Origin of the sequence: Mesorhizobium sp. M1338 (assembly GCF_040318045.1) — a bacterium.
Classification (GTDB): domain Bacteria; phylum Pseudomonadota; class Alphaproteobacteria; order Rhizobiales; family Rhizobiaceae; genus Mesorhizobium.
In genome coordinates this window covers 1-18,642 of record NZ_JAMYLL010000043.1, presented here as the reverse complement: position 1 = coordinate 18,642, position 18,642 = coordinate 1, and the positions used below count along the sequence as shown (strand labels likewise).

14 protein-coding genes and 1 pseudogene are annotated in these 18,642 nt (G+C 63.6%); 11 read left to right on the top strand and 4 right to left on the bottom strand.

From position 1 onward, the window contains the following. Nucleotides 1-35: 35 nt before the first annotated feature. Genes NKH19_RS26355 through NKH19_RS26335 form a run of 5 tightly spaced genes read left to right on the top strand, consistent with a single transcriptional unit; the run spans nucleotide 36 to nucleotide 5,441 of the window. Complete coding sequence (locus NKH19_RS26355; RefSeq protein WP_352871175.1) at nucleotides 36-1,928, top strand: SurA N-terminal domain-containing protein; 1,893 nt, start codon at nucleotides 36-38, stop codon at nucleotides 1,926-1,928. Beyond that, nucleotides 1,925-2,935 carry an anthranilate phosphoribosyltransferase gene (gene trpD, locus NKH19_RS26350; protein ID WP_352871173.1) on the top strand — a complete coding sequence of 337 codons (1,011 nt, stop codon included), beginning with the start codon at nucleotides 1,925-1,927 and terminating at the stop codon, nucleotides 2,933-2,935. The genes NKH19_RS26355 and trpD overlap by 4 nt, the downstream gene beginning before the upstream one ends. A 3-nt stretch (nucleotides 2,936-2,938) precedes the next feature. Further along, nucleotides 2,939-3,751 (top strand): indole-3-glycerol phosphate synthase TrpC, encoded by an 813-nt coding sequence (gene trpC / locus NKH19_RS26345; RefSeq protein ID WP_352871171.1) that lies wholly within the window; start codon nucleotides 2,939-2,941, stop codon nucleotides 3,749-3,751. 2 nt (nucleotides 3,752-3,753) lie between these two features. Beyond that, nucleotides 3,754-4,236: a cyclic pyranopterin monophosphate synthase MoaC gene (moaC, locus tag NKH19_RS26340; protein WP_352871169.1), complete on the top strand. Its 483-nt coding sequence runs from the start codon at nucleotides 3,754-3,756 to the stop codon at nucleotides 4,234-4,236. Continuing rightward, nucleotides 4,236-5,441, top strand: a complete 1,206-nt coding sequence (locus tag NKH19_RS26335) for a molybdopterin molybdotransferase MoeA (protein WP_352871167.1) — start codon at nucleotides 4,236-4,238, stop codon at nucleotides 5,439-5,441. Before moaC ends, NKH19_RS26335 begins: the two co-directional genes overlap by 1 nt. 49 nt (nucleotides 5,442-5,490) lie before the next feature. Here NKH19_RS26335 and NKH19_RS26330 read toward each other — a convergent pair whose 3' ends face one another. Further along, complete coding sequence (locus tag NKH19_RS26330; RefSeq protein WP_352871165.1) at nucleotides 5,491-6,321, bottom strand: hormone-sensitive lipase; 831 nt, start codon at nucleotides 6,319-6,321, stop codon at nucleotides 5,491-5,493. A gap of 316 nt (nucleotides 6,322-6,637) precedes the next feature. Here NKH19_RS26330 and NKH19_RS26325 point away from each other — a divergent pair, with 316 nt between their 5' ends. The 4 genes from NKH19_RS26325 to lexA all read left to right on the top strand — a co-directional run bounded on the left by NKH19_RS26325 (nucleotide 6,638) and on the right by lexA (nucleotide 11,624). Beyond that, nucleotides 6,638-8,263, top strand: a complete 1,626-nt coding sequence (locus NKH19_RS26325; protein WP_352983062.1) for an AMP-binding protein — start codon at nucleotides 6,638-6,640, stop codon at nucleotides 8,261-8,263. After that, a complete protein-coding gene (gene kynA, locus NKH19_RS26320) occupies nucleotides 8,260-9,096 on the top strand; it encodes a tryptophan 2,3-dioxygenase (RefSeq protein WP_027036649.1) in 837 nt (278 codons plus the stop codon). The genes NKH19_RS26325 and kynA overlap by 4 nt, the downstream gene beginning before the upstream one ends. An 82-nt stretch (nucleotides 9,097-9,178) precedes the next feature. Next, nucleotides 9,179-10,426 carry a kynureninase gene (gene kynU, locus NKH19_RS26315; RefSeq protein WP_352871161.1) on the top strand — a complete coding sequence of 416 codons (1,248 nt, stop codon included), beginning with the start codon at nucleotides 9,179-9,181 and terminating at the stop codon, nucleotides 10,424-10,426. Nucleotides 10,427-10,871: 445 nt separating this feature from the next. Then, complete coding sequence (gene lexA, locus NKH19_RS26310) at nucleotides 10,872-11,624, top strand: transcriptional repressor LexA (RefSeq protein WP_352871159.1); 753 nt, start codon at nucleotides 10,872-10,874, stop codon at nucleotides 11,622-11,624. Here the strand turns inward: lexA and NKH19_RS26305 are convergent. Continuing rightward, a pseudogene (locus tag NKH19_RS26305) lies at nucleotides 11,621-14,087 on the bottom strand (ComEC/Rec2 family competence protein). The gene lexA and the pseudogene NKH19_RS26305 sit on opposite strands and share 4 nt — an antisense overlap. A 102-nt stretch (nucleotides 14,088-14,189) precedes the next feature. On the opposite strand from NKH19_RS26305, the gene gltX reads away from it, so the two are divergent. After that, nucleotides 14,190-15,614 (top strand): glutamate--tRNA ligase, encoded by a 1,425-nt coding sequence (gltX, locus tag NKH19_RS26300; RefSeq protein WP_352871155.1) that lies wholly within the window; start codon nucleotides 14,190-14,192, stop codon nucleotides 15,612-15,614. Nucleotides 15,615-15,798: 184 nt separating this feature from the next. Beyond that, complete coding sequence (gene gltA / locus NKH19_RS26295) at nucleotides 15,799-17,127, top strand: citrate synthase (protein WP_352871153.1); 1,329 nt, start codon at nucleotides 15,799-15,801, stop codon at nucleotides 17,125-17,127. Between the two features lie 75 nt (nucleotides 17,128-17,202). On the opposite strand, the gene lpxB is transcribed toward gltA, so the two are convergent. Both lpxB and lpxI read right to left on the bottom strand, forming a co-directional pair. After that, complete coding sequence (gene lpxB, locus NKH19_RS26290; RefSeq protein ID WP_352871152.1) at nucleotides 17,203-18,381, bottom strand: lipid-A-disaccharide synthase; 1,179 nt, start codon at nucleotides 18,379-18,381, stop codon at nucleotides 17,203-17,205. After that, the coding region (gene lpxI / locus NKH19_RS26285; RefSeq protein WP_352983059.1) for a UDP-2,3-diacylglucosamine diphosphatase LpxI domain-containing protein at nucleotides 18,374-18,642 on the bottom strand (269 nt) is incomplete at its 5' end. The genes lpxB and lpxI, both read right to left, overlap by 8 nt.

Here is an 18,642-nt window from a genome sequence, read left to right as displayed (position 1 = left end):
GCGCATGCGAAATTGCGCATAAATCGGAAGTAACGATGCTTGGTGTATTGAGAAGCGCGGCGGGTACCTGGGTCGCGAAGACGCTGCTTTCGCTGCTGGTGGTCAGTTTCGCCGCCTGGGGCATTTCCGGGCGGCTGATGGGCGGTTTCGCCGGCCATGATTCGGTCATAACCGCTGGTGGCACCAAGGTGTCGATCAACGAATACCGTCTCGCCTATGATCGGCAGCTCGCCGTTATGTCGCAACAGTTCGGCCAGCGTCTCAGCCACGAACAGGCAAAGGCGCTCGGCGTCGACAACCAGGTTCTGGCGCAGCTCGTCTCGGGCGCGGTCCTCGACGAACAGGCCCGCAAGCTTGGTCTCGGCCTCTCCAGGGACCGGCTGGCCGAGCTGACGCGCGAAGACCCGGCGTTCAAGGGCCCGGGCGGCCAGTTCGACCGCAGAACGTTCGAATACATGCTGCGGCAGATCGGCATGCGGCCGGAGGACTATCTGAAGAACCGTGCCCAGGTGGCGGTCCGCCAGCAGATCGTCGAGGCGGTCTCTGATGGTCTGAAAGCTCCGGATACCTTCTTCAAGGCTGTCGCGCTCTATCGCGGCGAAGACCGCACCATCGAGTATCTGACGCTGCCCAAGGCACTGGTCGAGCCGATCGAGGCGCCGTCCGACAGCGTGCTTTCCGCCTATTTCGAAGCCAACAAGAAGACATACGCCGCACCCGAATACCGCAAATTCTCCTATGTCCGCCTCGAACCGGTCGACATCATGGATACCACCGCCGTCACCGACCAACAGGTCAGCGACGACTACAACAAGAACAAGGCGCGCTACACCACGCCGGAACTGCGCACCATCGAGCAGCTTGTGTTCAAGACGCCGGATGCGGCCAAGGCCGCGCTCGATTCGCTTAAGACCGGTGCAACATTCGACAAGCTCGTCATGGCGGAAGGCAAAATCCCGGCCGACACACTGCTCGGCACGCTGGCCAAGGACAAGATCGCCGACAAGGCGGTCGCCGATGCGGCCTTTGCGCTCAATACCAATGAAGTCAGCCAGGTTGTGCAAGGTGCCTTCGGTCCGGTGTTGCTGCGCGTTACCGAGATCAAGCCCGAGGTGGTGAAGCCGCTCGCCGAAGTGTCCGACCAGATCCGCAAGGACCTGGCGCTGGGCGAGGCAAGCCGCATCCTTCTGGACGTGCGTGACAATTACGAAGACGCCCGCGCAGCCGGCGGTTCGCTGGCCGATGCTGCTACCAAGCTGAAGCTGAAGATCGTCACCATCGACGCCATCGACCGCAGCGGCCTGCGGCCCGACGGAAGCATCGTCAAGGACCTGCCGCAATCACCGGAGTTGATCAAGGCTGTCTTCGACGCGGAACCCAACACCGAAAACGATGCCTTGACCACGGCGGATAACGGCTTCGTTTTCTATGAGGTGGCCTCCATTACGCCAGCTCGTGACCGGACGCTGGACGAGGTTCGTCAGAAAGTCGTCGCGGACTGGACCGCGGCGGAGACGACCAAGCGGCTGGCCGCCAAGGCTGACGAGCTCGAAAAGCGGCTCAAGGCCGGCGCCACGCTCGACGTCATCGCCGGCGAACTGAAGCTGGAAAAACAGACCAAGCGCGGCGTCAAGCGGGAGGCCGACGATGTCGATTTCGGCAAGGAAGGCGCGGCAGCGATGTTCGGCGTCGGCGAAGGCGGCACCGGCTTGATCCCCTCGCCCACCGGCGACGGGCAGATCCTGTACAAGGTCGCCGAAGTGTTCGAGCCCGCAGGAGCCGATGCCAGCTCGGTGCCGGACGATGCGCGGAAATCCTTCACTTCCGGCATGTCTGACGATCTGCTCGACCAGCTGGTGGCGCAGCTGCAGACGCAGTATGACGTTCGCGTCGACCAGGCCGCAGTCGCCCAAGCCTCGACAAGATGAGCGCGCTGAAAACCCATATCGCCAAGGTCGCGACCGGAAGCGCGCTCTCCTTCGAGGAAGCGCGCGAGGCCTTCGACATCATTATGTCGGGCGACGCCACCCCCGGCCAGATCGGCGGCTTCCTGATGGCGCTGCGCGTGCGCGGCGAGACGGTGAGCGAGATTTCCGGCGCCGTCGCCACCATGCGCGCCAAGATGTTGCGCGTCGACGCGCCTGACGGCGCCATCGATATCGTCGGCACCGGCGGCGACAATTCCCACAGCGTCAACATTTCCACTGCATCGGCCTTCGTCATTGCCGGCAGCGGTGTGCCGGTTGCCAAGCATGGCAATCGCGGCCTGTCGTCGCTGACAGGAGCCGCCGACGTGCTGGTTGCACTCGGCGTCAAGATCGACATCTCGCCCGAATTCATCGGCCGCTGCATCCACGAGGCCGGCGTCGGCTTCATGTTCGCGCCTGCGCACCATCCGGCGATGAAGCATGTAGGCCCGACCCGCGTCGAGCTCGGCACCCGCACCATATTCAACCTGCTTGGGCCCCTCTCCAATCCGGCCGGCGTCAAGCGGCAGATGGTCGGCGTGTTCCTGCCGGAATGGATCCTGCCGGTGGCCGAGACACTGAAGGCGCTGGGCGCCGAGCATGCCTGGGTTGCCCATGGCGACGGCTATGACGAGATCACCACCACCGGCGAGACACAGGTCGCCGAACTGATCGGCGGCGAGATACGCAGCTTCACCTTGACCCCTGAAGCGGTTGGGTTGGCGCGCCACACCAAGGATGAGTTGCGCGGCGGCGACGCGGACTACAACGCCAAGGCATTGCGCGATATGCTGGGTGGCGCTGCCGGCGCCTATCGCGACACCGTGCTGATGAATGCCGGCGCCGGACTGGTCGTGGCGGGCAAGGTGACGACGCTTGGCGACGGCATCGTGACGGCGGCGCAAGCCATCGACAGCGGCCGGGCGCTGCAAGTGCTCGACAGGCTGGTCGAGATTTCGAACGGATAGAGCGTGTCTGACATTCTTCGCAAGATCGAGGCCTACAAGCGCGACGAGATCGCAGCGGCAAAGGCGCGTGTGCCGCTCGCCGAAATCAAGGCGCGCGCGAAGGACGCGGACGCGCCCCGCGGCTTTCTCGCCGCACTCGAGGCGAAGCGCAGATCCGGCGCCTTCGCGCTGATCGCCGAGATCAAGAAGGCAAGCCCATCCAAGGGTCTGATCCGCGCCGATTTCGATCCGCCAGCGTTGGCGCGAGCTTATGCGAAAGGCGGCGCCGCCTGTCTTTCGGTGCTGACCGACGCGCCGTCTTTCCAGGGCGCGCCGGAATTTCTCACCAGGGCGCGAGCCGCCGTCGCCCTGCCCGCGCTGCGCAAGGATTTCCTGTTCGATCCGTATCAGGTCTACGAAGCCCGCGCCTGGGGCGCGGACGCCATCCTCATCATCATGGCCAGCGTCGACGACGCCTTGGCCAGCGACCTCGAATCGACGGCGTTCGAACTCGGCATGGATGCGCTGGTCGAAGTGCATGACGAGGCCGAGACACAGCGCGCGCTAAAGCTGTCATCGCGGCTGATCGGGATCAACAACCGCAATCTGCGCACGTTCGAGACTAACCTCGATACCTCAGTGCGGCTGGCGACGATGGTGCCGGCCGACCGCTTGCTGGTCAGCGAGAGCGGAATTTTCTCGCATGATGATTGCCTCAGGCTTCGAAAGAGCGACATCGGCACCTTTCTGGTCGGCGAGAGCCTGATGCGGCAACAGGATGTCACCGCGGCCACGCGCCTGCTGCTGACGGGCAAGGCAGCGGCCGAGGTGGTCTGACGATGACGGCCGCCCTCACCCATATCGACGCCCAGGGCGAGGCCAATATGGTCGATGTCGGAGACAAGGCGGAGACGACACGCACGGCGATCGCCGAGGGCTTTGTCGCGATGCGACCCGAGACGCTGAAGACGATTCTCGCCGGCAACGCCAAGAAAGGCGACGTGCTCGGCACCGCGCGCATCGCCGGCATCATGGCGGCGAAGAAGACGCATGAACTGATCCCGCTCTGCCATCCGCTGCTTCTGACCAAGGTCTCCGTCGACATCGAGCCGGACCATGCTCTGCCCGGCTTGAAGGTAACCGCACTGGCGCGTGTCACCGGCAAGACGGGCGTCGAGATGGAAGCGCTGACCGCCGCGTCGGTCGCCTGCCTGACCATATATGACATGGCCAAGGCGGTGGACCGCGCCATGGTCATCTCCGGCATCCGGCTTGTCGAAAAGACCGGCGGCAAGTCGGGCTCGTACAAGGCAGGTGCCTGATGGCGCTTGTACCAATCGCCGACGCGCTCGAGTGCCTGCTCGAGGGTGCAGGGCCTTTGGCCGGCGAAAGCGTTCCCCTGTTCGAGGCGGCGGATCGCGTGCTGGCGGCACCGGTTGTTGCGCTGCGTACCCAGCCGCCCTTCAACGCCTCCGCCATGGATGGCTACGCAGTGCGCGCTGTCGATGTGGCGTCGGTGCCGTCGCGACTTTCGGTGATCGGCATGGCGCCGGCCGGGCGCGGCTTTGGCGGTGCGGTCGGCAAGGCGCAGGCGGTGCGCATCTTCACCGGCGCACCGCTGCCTGAAGGCGCCGACACCATCGTCATCCAGGAAAATGTCCGGGATCTCGGCGGCGGCGACATCGAAGTGATCGAACCCACCGCCGAAGGGCGCAATATCCGCCGCCTCGGCCTCGACTTTTCAAAAGGCGACGTGCTGCTGGAAAAAGGCCGCGTGCTCGACCCGGCGGCGCTGTCGCTGGCGGCATCGGCAAATCATCCACGGGTCAGCGTGGTGAAACGGCCGCTGGTCGCCATCATCGCCACCGGCGACGAATTGTTGCCGCCCGGCAGCGAACTCGGACCGGACCAGATCATCTCATCCAATGCCTATGGCGTTGCCGCGACAGCACAATCGGTCGGCGCCCGCGCGCTCGATCTCGGCATAGCCGCCGACCACAAGGATGCGATTGCAGCCTTGGTGAAAAAGGCGGTCACTGCCGGCGCGGACGTCATCGTCACGCTTGGTGGCGCCTCGGTCGGTGATCACGACCTGATCCATGACGTGCTGACCGGCGAAGGCATGAAGCTCGGCTTCTGGAAGATCGCCATGCGCCCCGGCAAGCCGCTGATGTTCGGCCGCCTCGGCGATATCAGGTGCATCGGCCTGCCCGGCAACCCGGTCGCGAGCCTGGTCTGCTCGCAGCTGTTCCTGAAGCCGTTGCTGGCACAACTCGGTGGCCGCGACCATCGCCAGGATATACGCCCGGCACGATTGGGCGTCGCTATGCCGGCCAATGATCTGCGCCAGGACTATGTGCGGGCGGTGGTCAAGGAAGATGACGGCGCGCTGGTGGCGACCCCGTTCGGCATCCAGGACTCCTCGATGCTGAAAATGCTGGCCGACGCCAACGGGCTGATCGTGCGGGCGCCGTTTGCCGCCGCAGCCGCCGCGGGCGAGGCCTGCAGCGTGCTGATGCTGCGCTGAAGAATCGCCGGACAAGCCATTAATAGTAATATGGAAAACGATCTCGGTGCTATTCCGCGATCAAGGTCAGTGTCAGCGGATGCGCTGGATCGGCAAGGCCGTCGACAATGCTGTAATGATGCCGGTCGGGTTCGACCACGGTGCTGGTGGTGGCGCCAAGACCTGTCCAGATGTTGGCGAGCAGCGCGTTCTGGCGCAGGAATTCGGCGCGCTCGCCACCACCCGCCCAGCAAGTGATGCGCGCACCATCCATTGGCCGCAGCAGCGCCGGACTTTCAGCCAATGCCTCCTCTTCGTCGATTGCCAGTGCCTTGTTCATCCCGGTGCGCATGATCGGACGCAGGTCGTGGAGGCCTGAAATCGAAACGACGTGGCGTATGCGCCGCGCCACATCGGCCGCCAGAGGCGTGGTTGTCGTTATCATGCGGGTGGCGAGATGGCCGCCGGCCGAATGTCCGGTCAGCATCAGCGGCCCGTCGACCATCGCCGCGGCCTTGCCGACAGCCGCCCCGATCTCCTGGACTATGCCGGCAATACGTATGTCCGGGCATAGTGTGTAGGACGGCATCGCCACGGCAAAGCCGCTGCTGACCGCGCCATTGGCGAGGTGCGACCACAAACTCTTGTCGGTCTCCAGCCAATAACCGCCATGGATGACCACCACCAGCCCCTTGGGCGCGGCATTGGGAAAGAAAAGATCGAGCCGATTGCGCCGCCCGTCACCATAGGCGATGTCGAGCCGTGCCCGGCCCTCCACCGCGAGCGCATCACGAAATGCTTGCGCTGGCTCCGCCCACGCGGCCGGCCAGCGGTCGCTGCCGGCGATGTTCGCGCCATTGGCATAGGCATCGTCCCAATCGACAATGTGACGTTCGAACATCTGCGCCCTCCCCAAAACGGCATCGCTTGTGACCTAGCAATGGCCACCGCCACGCCATGCGTCAATGCTCCGGAACAAAAACATTTTAGGCTTGAAACAAATTTCGACTGGTGCGATCCTGCCATGACGAACAGCCGACAAAATGGGAGGTCTGCTGTGCTGCCCTGCCCCGCTGATGCTCATCCTTTCTCGGTGGCATCGTCGAGCAGGCACGATCGGTGGCGCGAAGCCTCCCGCGAAGGACAGGAACTTCCAATCCACCACACCGGCCAGGCGCCTCGCGCACCGGCCAGGCAGCAGACGGGATAGCGGCGACATGCTTGGGCCTTCAGCGCATATCGACACGTTCACGCGCGATCACTTGCCGCCGCCGGAGCAATGGCCGGACTTCCTGCTCGAAGGTTTCGACTATCCCGAACGCCTCAACGCCGGCGTCGAACTGACCGACAGGCTGGTCGAGAAGGGCCTCGGTGACCACACCGCGCTGATCGGCAATGGCCGCCGCCGCACCTACAAGGAACTGTCCGACTGGACGAACAGGCTGGCCCATGCGCTGGTCGAGAATTATGGCGTCAGGCCAGGCAACCGGGTGCTGATCCGTTCGGCCAACAACCCCGCCATGGTCGCCTGCTGGCTGGCCGCCACCAAGGTCGGCGCCGTGGTCGTCAACACCATGCCGATGCTGCGCGCCGGCGAACTCGCCAAGATCGTCGACAAGGCGGAAATCACCATCGCGCTCTGCGACACCAGGCTGATGGACGAGATGACCGCCTGCGCCAAGGACAGCGCGTTCCTCAAACAGGTCATCGGCTTCGATGGCACCGCCAACCATGATGCCGAACTCGATCGTGCCGCTCTCGACAAGCCGGTTACCTTCACCGCCGTCGACACCGGCCGCGACGATGTCGCGCTTCTCGGCTTCACCTCGGGCACGACAGGTGTGCCGAAGGCGACGATGCATTTCCACCGCGACCTCCTGATCATCGCCGACGCCTATGCCCGCGAAATCCTCCAGGTGACGCCGGACGATATCTTTGTCGGTTCGCCGCCGCTCGCCTTCACCTTCGGCCTTGGCGGGCTCGCCATCTTCCCGCTGCGCTTCGGTGCGGCGGCGACGCTGCTGGAACAGGCGACGCCACCCAACATGATCCACATTATCGAGACCTACAAAGCGACAATCTCCTTCACCGCGCCGACCGCCTATCGCGCCATGCTGAAGGCCATGGATGAAGGGGCCGATTTGTCGTCGTTGCGCGTCGCCGTTTCGGCCGGCGAAACCTTGCCCGCACCGGTTTTCGAGGAGTGGACGCAAAAGACCGGCAAGCCGATTCTCGACGGCATCGGCGCCACCGAAATGCTGCACATCTTCATCTCCAACCGCCTCATCGACATGAAGCCCGCTTCGACCGGCAAGCCGGTGGGCGGCTACGAGGCGCGCATCGTCGACGACGAGATGCGCGAGGTGCCGCGCGGCACAACCGGCAGGCTGGCGGTGCGAGGCCCGACCGGCTGCCGCTACATGGCCGATGACAGGCAGAAAGAATACGTGCGCGACGGCTGGAACCTCACCGGCGACACCTTCACCCAGGACGAAGACGGCTTCTTCCATTTCGCCGCACGCTCCGACGACATGATCGTCAGTGCCGGCTACAACATTGCCGGACCCGAGGTCGAGGCAGCACTCCTGTCGCATCCTGACGTCGCCGAATGCGCGGTGATCGGCGCGGACGATGCCGAACGCGACCAGATCGTCGAGGCGCATGTCGTGCTGGTGCAGGGCGTAGCGCCTGACGCATTGACGACCAAGCGTCTGCAGGATCACGTCAAGGCAACGATCGCGCCCTATAAATATCCGCGATCGGTGAAATTCATCGCCGCTCTGCCCAAGACCCAGACCGGCAAGATCCAGCGCTTCCGGCTGCGCACGGAGAAAATCAATTGAGCGAACCATACGATCCGGCGTCCGAAGGCGCACAGATGTCGTTCAAGGAGCGCATGTCCTACAGCGACTATCTGCATCTGGAAAAGGTGCTGGAGGCGCAGACGCCGCTGTCGTCGGCGCATGACGAGATGCTGTTCATCATCCAGCATCAAACCTCCGAACTGTGGATGAAGCTCGCCCTGCACGAGATTGGTGCCGCGATCCGTTCGATCCGCGCCGACCGCCTCGAGCCGAGCTTCAAGATGCTGTCGCGCGTCGCCCGCATCTTCGAGCAGTTGAACAACGCCTGGGACGTGCTGCGGACGATGACGCCCAGCGAATACACCGAGTTCCGCGACGCGCTCGGCCAGTCCTCGGGTTTCCAGTCCTGGCAGTATCGCGCCATCGAGTTCATGGCCGGCAACCGCAACCTCGCCATGCTCGGGCCGCACAAGCACCGGCCAGACCTCAGCGGAAAGCTGGAGGCGATCCTGGCGGAGCCGTCGCTCTACGACGAAGCGCTGCTGCTCCTGGCGCGCAACGGATTCGATATCGGCGCTGATGCCAGGCGCACGGACTGGCGTGAGACGCGAACCGAGAATGAAGAGGTCCTGGTCGCCTGGCAGACCATCTACCGCGACCCGCAGCGCTACTGGATGTTCTACGAACTGGCCGAGAAGCTGGTCGACTTCGAGGACTATTTCCGCCGTTGGCGCTTCAATCATGTCACCACGGTCGAGCGCATCATCGGCCTGAAACGCGGCACCGGCGGCACGTCGGGTGCTTCGTACCTGAAGAAGATGCTCGAGGTCGTGCTGTTCCCGGAGCTGTGGACGGTCCGCACCCGGCTCTGACATCATCGAAATGAGAACAGGCACACCGAGGGGACGCGCTTGCAGCGGGAACCCTTCGCGAACAACCGAGGACTGAACGACCATGAGTGGAATTCCTGATCTCGCTGCGATCGAAGCGATGGATGCCACGGATCCGCTGCGTGCCATGCGCGATCGTTACATTTTGCCGGAGGGGGTGATCTATCTCGACGGCAATTCACTTGGGGCGGCATCACATGCCGTTTTCGGCGAGCTGCAGCAAGCGGCGGCCCAGGAATGGGCCCAGGATCTCATCCGGGCCTGGAATACAGCCGGATGGTTCGAGATGCCGATCGAACTCGGCGATCAGCTTGGACGTCTGATCGGAGCCGCGGCCGGCCAGACCGTCGTCTGCGACACGACGTCGACCAACATCTACAAGGTGTTGCATGCGGCGATGGAGATGCGGCCCGGCCGGTTGGCCATCGTCGCCGAGGGTGACAGTTTTCCCACCGACCTGTACATCGCCGAAGGCGTGGCCTCGACCCGGGATGGCGCCTTGCTGCGCCTCGCGGGCGTCGACGCGCCAACCATCGAAGAGCTGATCGACGAAAGCGTCGCGGTGGTGCTGGTCAACCACGTCAATTACAAATCCGGTGAACTGCGCGACATGACGGCGCTGACGCGCAAGGCTCATGCGGCCGGAGCGCTGATCGTTTGGGATCTCTGCCACACCGCGGGCGCTCTGCCGGTCGAGCTCGATCATGCAAATGCTGATTTCGCTGTCGGCTGCACCTACAAGTACCTCAACGGCGGTCCGGGCGCGCCAGCCTTCATCTATGCCGCCCAGCGCCACCACGGCGAGATCAGCCAGCCACTCAGCGGCTGGTGGGGGCATGCACGGCCCTTTGCCTTCGAACGGGGTTATGTTGCCGGCACCGGTATCCGCCGCTTTCTGTGCGGCACGCAGCCGGTCCTGTCGATGCGGGCGCTCAAAGGCGCGCTTGCCATCTGGAACGACGTCGACATGGCGGCATTGCGAAAGAAGAGCGTCGCGCTGACCGAACTGTTCATCCAGCTCGTCGAAGCGAAGTGCGGCGCCTATGGTCTCACGCTGGAGAGCACTCGCGACGCGACCAGGCGCGGCAGCCAGGTGTCGTTCCTTCACGATCATGGCTATCAAATCATGCGGGCGCTGATCGAGCGCGGCGTGATCGGTGACTTCCGCGCGCCGTCAACCATCCGTTTCGGATTTACGCCGCTCTATGTCGGCTACAAGGACGTGTGGCTGGCGGTCGAGGTGCTGGAAGACATTCTGCGCACGAGTGCATGGAAGGACCAGCGTTTCGCCGTCAAGGAGGCCGTAACCTGACGCGGCCGTCCCGACGATCTGTCGTCGCGTCTTGCCCCCAGGTCGGATGACGGAGGACGAATTTTTCGGCTCGCGAATGCGTTCGCCGCTGGTAGCCAGCGCAGGCTGCAATAGATTAACCAAGGTTGGCATTTTGGCTTCGTTTCGTTCACGGCAAACGAACGCCCGGAAAGCTGGAAATGCGCCCGTCGCGGATCCATGGGCAGCTCATGCCAGGCTTGAGCCAAGGGTGGGCCACAGCCCATTAACCATAACAATTTCAATGCCGGCAAGCGCATTGTGACGGCATACAGCCGTCGACGAGGCCCGCTGGCGAGCGCCAATAATTTCGACCCCCTTAATAAATTCATTAAACTTTAAACAGTTGCGGAACACAACTGGAACAGATAGTGTTTGTTCTGGGTTTGTTTTTCCGATTCTGGTTTCAGGTACCCTGGGGGCCGCCATGCTGACGCGCAAGCAACACGAACTGCTGATGTTCATCCATGAACGCCTGAAGGAAAGCGGCATTCCGCCATCCTTCGACGAGATGAAGGAGGCGCTCGACCTTGCCTCCAAATCCGGGATTCATCGTTTGATCACGGCACTGGAAGAGCGCGGCTTCATTCGCCGGCTGCCCAACCGGGCACGCGCGCTGGAAGTGCTGCGGCTGCCGGACTCGATCGCACCCGGCCTCAACGCGGCAAAGAAGTTCTCTCCAAGCGTCATCCAGGGCAGTCTTGGTCAGGCCAGTCTCGGCCAGGGCGGCCTTGGCCGGCAGATCAGGCCAGCGTCTTCGCGGATGTCTTCAGCAGGCAATGACGACGACGTGGTCGCCGCCGTGTCGATCCCCGTGATGGGGCGCATCGCCGCCGGTGTGCCGATCGATGCCATCCAGCACCAGACGCATTCGATCTCGGTGCCGCCAGACATGATCATGGGCGGCGAGCACTATGCGCTGGAGGTCAAGGGCGACTCGATGATCGAGGCCGGCATCTTCGACGGCGACACCGTCATCATCCGCAATGCCGATACGGCGAGCCCTGGCGAGATCATCGTGGCGCTGGTGGATGAAGAGGAAGCGACGCTGAAGCGGTTCCGCCGCAAGGGCGCCTCGATTGCTCTCGAAGCCGCCAATCCGGCCTATGAAACCCGTATTTTCGGGCCAGACAGGGTCAAGGTGCAGGGCAAGCTCGTTGGCCTGATCCGCCGCTACTAAGGCAGCTGCGGTTCAACGACTGGCTTCTCGGGTCTCTTGAAGGGCGGCAGTCCCCTCGCCTCGCGTGAAAACTTGCGTTGCGCGTGCCAGGGCCGATATGGCCTGTCCACGGCGAAGCTGATTGTCGCCGGCGCGGTCGCCGATTGGCGATCGAAGAAGACGGCAGCACTGCCTTTGCGGGCCAGTTGCCGTTTGGTGATAACGAGAACCAGCGGGTTGTGACAGGCGTCATAGGCCGTCGCGTCATTGATGACGATCAGGTCGGCGAAACCACAGGCTTTCCAGGTGTCTTTTCGGTCCTCGACATAGGCAATGAACGCGCCGGACGGATGCCTGGCGACGCAAACGCCTGAAGTGCAATAGAACGGTGCTCCCGGCGGCATTTCAGCCGCATCAGCGACGTCGAATTGACCGTCGCCTTCGTCGAACACCTCCGGCACGATGATGCTTTCGGATGTCAGCGCACGCTTCCAGTTGTCGACGGTGAATTCGTTCGGCCTGGCCCGGCTGACCGCGAGTTCGCCGCCGCCGATCGGCAACGCAACCAGCCTTGCGTCCTCCGAGATCAGCACGTCGGGTGCGCGCGTGTCCGAGACCGTCAGCAGGCCGGCAAGCGCGAAAGGAAGAGCTGCCAGCCGCAGCCATGTCGTCGCCATCGTCGCGATGACAAGGGCAATCGCCACCAGAAGGACAGACTGCTGCGAAATCAAGCCGATTGCGTCGACTGGCGAACGCTCGGAAATCCATCCGGACATCGCGATCATCGCCGTCAGGCCTTTGCCCATTACATAAAGAAAGGGGCCGTCGGCGCCGAATGGCATCGCCAGTGCGCTGAGGACGGCGAAAGGCATGACGACCAGTGATACGATCGGCATGATCGCCAGATTGGCGAACAGGCTGAGCGGCGACACACGCTGAAAATGCCAGATGGCAAACAGCGCAGTGGCGCCGCCGGCGATGATGGAAGTCATGGAAAGGCCGCCTGCCGCCAGCAGGAATTTTCGCGTCAGGAAACCAGGCAGCGACCGCTTTGGCGGCGGTGGTCTCGTCTTTCCCGCACGATGCTCCGACCAGCCGGCATAGGCGCCGACCAGCGCCGCGGTTGCGGCGAAGGACATCTGAAAACTCGGGCCGACCACTTCATGCGGCGACACCACGATGACGGCGATCGCCGAAATTGCTAGATTGCGCATGGTGAGTGCCGCCCGATCGAACAGCACGGCAATCAGCATCACCGCCAGCATGATGAAGCTGCGCTCGGCGGCGACGACGATGCCTGAGATGATGAGATAGGCGGCGATCGAGAACAGTGCCGCGACGGCGGCGTATTTCTTGACCGGACGACGCGCGGAAAAGTCCGGAAACAAGGCGAAGGCGCCGCGCAGCAACCCCATGATGGTGCCGGCGACGAGCGCCATATGCAGTCCGGAAATGGAGATGATGTGGTAGATGCCGGTACGCCGCATAGCTTCGTTGATGTCATCGGGAATGCCGGCGCGCACGCCGACGATCAGCGCCGCCGCGATCTCGCCCTCGGCGCCACCGACGCTGCCCCTGATGTGGTCGGCAATCGCTTCACGGGCTTTTTCTATCCCCGAGGAAAGGCGGTCCGATAGCGGCATGTCGCCCGTCATCGGTGACGATAAGTTTTGGATTGCCGAGAAAGAACCCGCTGCCGCCGATGCCGGCGAAATAGCTGTCGAAGGAGAAGTCGTAGCTGTCCGGCCGCACAGGCCCGGTCGGCGGCAACAGCTTGGCATATCCAGTGATCAGGGAGCCGGCGATCACGTCCGCCGGGATCTTTCGCGCCGAAAGTCGCACCCGCTCCGGCGCATAGCGCAGTTTCGGCCTTGCGGTCGATGTGACGTCGATGGTCAGCCGGATACGACCGCTCTCCATCCGGTCGAGCGAAACGACGCGGCCGGTCACTTGCGTCGAGATTTCCGAGCCCAGCATCTGCGTTCCCGCCCGCCATGTCTCGACCTTTGCGGTGAGCAGGCCGAACGCGCACAAAAGTGCCGCCATGAAGCACAGATGGGTTTTCGGCCAGGAACGCGAGACCAGCGCAAACAGCCCCGCCAAGATGACAACTGCGACAGGCTTTGCGAAGCCAGGTTCCGCCGCCAGCGAAAAATAGCCGATCGCCCCGCTCGCCAGGCAGACCGGCACCAGCAGGAAGGCCACGCCTCGGTCGAGTTCCAGGCCCGCCGCCATGGTCACGCCATGGCGCAGGCGCGGCAGCGAAATCCGGCCGATTTGCCGGCGCACGCGCACGATCCTGCTGGCTTCGGCAGCTGGAACCGGGGCGGGGGCATCCGTTTGCAACGGCGCCTTGCCGGGATCCGGCACGAGGGGCGATGGCGGCGGCAATGAAGCCGGCAGCGGCGCTGCAAACAGGGACCGTTCGCTGACGCCAATGACAGCGTCCTCGCCCTGATCCGAGCCCCAGCCTCGTCCAGCCATCGGGTCTGCCCCTTGCGCCCTCGACACCCTATGCTACATGAACGCCGGGCGCGCGAAAGTCCGCGCAGCCGCACCCCGCTTCAGATGGTTTCCGAGAGTTTCATGTCCGACAAGGTCGTCACCCGTTTTGCCCCCTCGCCCACCGGCTACCTGCATATAGGCGGCGCGCGCACGGCGCTGTTCAACTGGCTGTATGCAAGGCACACCGGCGGCACGATGCTGCTGCGCATCGAGGACACCGATCGCGAGCGCTCCAACGATGCCGCGACCGCTGCCATTCTCGACGGGCTTTCCTGGCTTGGCCTCAGCTGGGACGGCGAGCCGGTGTCGCAGTTCGAGCGTGCGCCGCGCCACCGTGAGGTGGCCGAGGAACTCGTGCGCATGGGCAAGGCCTATTATTGCTATGCCACGCCGACCGAACTGGAGGCGATGCGCGAGGCCGCCAGAGCCAAGGGTCTGCCGCCCCGCTATGATGGCCGCTGGCGTGACCGTGACCCCTCAGAGGCGCCCGCGGGCGCCAAGGGCGCCATTCGCATCAAGGCGCCGACCGAGGGCGAGACGGTGGTGCACGACCGCGTCCAGGGCGAGGTGCGCTTTCCCAACAAGGATCTCGACGATTTCATCATCCTGCGTTCGGACGGCAATCCGACCTACATGCATGCCGTCGTCGTCGACGATCATGACATGGGCGTCACCCATATCATCCGCGGCGACGATCATCTGACCAACGCCGCGCGCCAGACCGTGATCTACAACGCCATGGGCTGGGCCGTGCCCTCGATGTCGCATATTCCGCTGATCCACGGCGCCGACGGCGCCAAGCTGTCGAAGCGGCACGGCGCGCTCGGCGTCGAAGCCTATCGTGCCATGGGTTATCTGCCGGAGGCGTTGCTGAACTACTTGGCGCGCCTCGGCTGGAGCCATGGCGACGACGAGATCATGTCGATCAAGGATATGATCTCCTGGTTCGACATCGGTGATGTCAACAAAAGCGCGGCTCGCTTTGACTTCGCCAAGCTGGAGGCGATCAACGGCGCGCATATGCGCCGCATGAGCGACGCCGAACTGCTCGATATCTTCATCGCCACCCTGCCCTATCTCGAAGGCGGCCCGGCGATGGCCGCGCGCCTGAACGACAGCAACAAGGCGCAGCTGCTGGCCGCGTTACCGGGTCTGAAGGAGCGCGCCAAGACGCTGGTCGAACTCGTCGATGGCGCGGCCTTCCTGTTTGCCACGCGGCCGCTGCCGATCGACGACAAGGCGGCCCTTTTGCTCAATGACGATGCCCGCAAGATCCTGCGCGGCGCTCACGAAGCTTTGAACGGGCTTACAAGCGACTGGACGGCCGCCTCGGCGGAGGCCGTGATCCGCGAGGTAGCAGTGGCCGGCGGCCACAAGCTCGGCGCCGTGGCCCAGCCTTTGCGCGCCGCTTTGACCGGCAAGAGCACCTCGCCGGGCGTGTTCGATGTGCTTGCCGTGCTCGGCCGCGAGGAAAGCCTGGCGCGCATAGCAGATCAAATCGATTAGGAGCAAACTGGCCCAAGAAGATTGGCATTGAAAGGCGGGTTTCGCAGTGCAACATTAGGCCTTGGCCCAATCTGGCACGCACCTCCTGAAATGCGGTGGCGAATACGCGCATTGCGGTGATCTCAACGTGTCGCACTGCAGAATTTTGCCTTTGCCGGCATGAGGAAACAAGAAGGAGTTTGCAATGACCGACGCTGCGAAAAAGCTGGACTTGGGCGGCAAGAGCCAGGAGGCCACGGCAACCCTTGCATTCGCCGGCAAGACCCATGAATTCAAGGTGCGAAGCGGCTCTGTCGGGCCTGATGTCATCGACATCGCTTCGCTCTACACCACCACCGGGGCCTTCACCTACGATCCCGGCTTCACCTCGACCGCAAGCTGCGAATCCGAAATCACCTTCATCGATGGCGATGCCGGCATCCTGCTTCACCGCGGCTATCCGATCGACCAGTTGGCCGAACACGGCGACTTCCTCGAGGTCTGCTACCTCCTGCTCTACGGTGAATTGCCGACCAAGGCGCAGAAGGACGATTTCGACTACCGCGTGACGCGCCACACCATGGTGCACGAACAGATGTCGCGCTTCTTCACCGGCTTCCGCCGCGACGCGCACCCGATGGCGGTGATGTGCGGCGTGGTCGGCGCGCTGTCGGCCTTCTATCACGATTCCACCGACATCTCCGACCCGTACCAGCGCATGGTGGCGTCGATGCGGCTGATTGCCAAGATGCCGACGATCGCGGCCATGGCCTACAAATACCACATCGGCCAGCCCTTTATTTACCCGAAGAATGAGCTGAATTTCGCCGCCAACTTCCTGCACATGTGCTTTGCCGTGCCGTGCGAGGAGTACAAGATCAACCCGGTGCTGGCGCGCGCCATGGAGCGCATCTTCATCCTGCACGCCGATCACGAGCAGAACGCCTCGACCTCGACCGTTCGTCTCGCCGGCTCTTCGGGTGCCAACCCGTTCGCCTGCATCGCCGCCGGCATCGCTTGCCTGTGGGGGCCGGCGCATGGCGGCGCCAATGAAGCGGCGCTCAACATGCTGGGCGAGATCGGCCATGTCGACCACATCCCGGAGTTCATCGCCCGCGCCAAGGACAAGAACGACCCGTTCCGGCTGATGGGCTTCGGCCACCGCGTCTACAAGAACTACGATCCGCGCGCCAAGATCATGCAGAAGACGGCGCACGAGGTTCTGGGCGAGCTCGGCATCAAGGACGATCCGCTGCTCGACATCGCCATGGAACTGGAAAAGATCGCGCTGACCGATCCCTATTTCATCGAGAAGAAGCTCTACCCGAACGTCGATTTCTATTCCGGCATCACGCTGAAGGCGCTGGGCTTCCCCACCACCATGTTCACCGTTCTGTTCGCGGTCGCCCGCACCGTCGGCTGGATCGCGCAGTGGAAAGAAATGATCGAGGATCCGCGCCAGAAGATCGGCCGCCCGCGGCAGCTCTATACCGGTGCGCCCGAGCGCGACTACGTGCCGATCGCCAAGCGGTGATGAGAGCGAGTAGGGAATAGCCAGTAGCGAATAGGGAGTTTTATATAGGCCGAGGCGGTGAGAACCGCCTTCTTCCTATTTGCTATTGGCTCTCTTGATATACCGCATCACCACCTGTGCGGCGATCTCGCCGGAGGGCATGTCGGTCGCCATGCGCCGCGTGATCTCGGCAAAGCCTTGCTTCTGCCAGGCGCGCATGCCGCTGTCGGCGAACAAGGCTTCCAATTGGCGGGCCAGATTGTTCGGCTTGACGTACTCATTGTAGAATTCCGGGATCAACGCTCGATCCGAGATCAGATTGGGCAGCAGTGCCGACCAGACAGAAACCAGATACGGCGCTACGACGCGCGCGACCGGGTCGAGCCGGTAGCAAGAAATCATAGGCACACCCGCCAGCGCCAGTTCCAGCGATACCGTCCCGGATGCGATGAGCGCGGCATCGGCCTTGCCGAAGGCCTGCCATTTGCGCTGCGGATCGACGATGATCTCGGGCTTTTCATCCCAACGGTTGACCGAGGCTTTGACCAGGTCGGCGACATGCGGAACCGTCGGCAGCAGCAGGCGCAGGCGATGCCCTCGCGCGCGCAGCATCGATACCGTCTCGCCGAACGGGTCGAGCAGGCGCCGCACCTCACCGCGCCGCGAACCGGGCAGGACAAGCAGCGTCTTCACGCGGTCCGCGGCAAGGTCGCGCGGCAGGTCCTGCGCCTTGGCCGCGGCGAGAACGCCCGCATCATGCGTCAAGCGATGCCCGACATAGGTGCCCTGCGGGCCGCCCAGCCGCTCGAGCTCCTTCACCTCGAATGGCAGGATGCAGAGGATATGGTCGACATAGGGCTTCATCGCCGCCGCCCTGCCCGGCCGCCACGCCCAGACGCTCGGGCAGACATAGTGGATGATCGGGATCGATGGATTGGCCGCCCGCACCTTCTTGGCGACGCGCAACGAAAAGTCCGGGCTGTCGATGGTGACGAGGCAGTCCGGCTTTTCGTCCGCAACGGTCTTGGCCAGTTGGCTGATCCGCCGCATCAGGCGCGGCAGGTCGCGCAGGATGGCGCTGAAACCCATCAGGGCGATCTCGCCTGCATCGAATGGCGAGACCAGCCCCAATGCCTGCAAATGGCGACCGCCGAGGCCGACGAGTTGCACTTCGCGCCCGGTAGCCTGCTTGAGCGAACGCACGATGTCGGCACCGAGCAGATCGCCGGACTCCTCGCCGGCCACGATCGCGATCTTCAATGCCCTGTCAGCCATTGTGTGGCTCCGTCGCGGCAGGCAGGCCAATGATGAACAGGCCGAGTGCGTTGGCGCGTGCGATGGTTTCCGGGCCTTCGAGAACCAGCGAACGTCCCGCCTCGACGGCAATGCCGGCAAGCCCGGCCGCATGCACGGCTTCGACCGTGCGTGGGCCGATGGACGGAAGATCCGCACGCAGTTCCTGACCGGGCTTGGCACACTTGACCAGAACACCGCGGGTCTTGCCGGCAATACGGCCGTGGCCACGCAGCAGCTTCG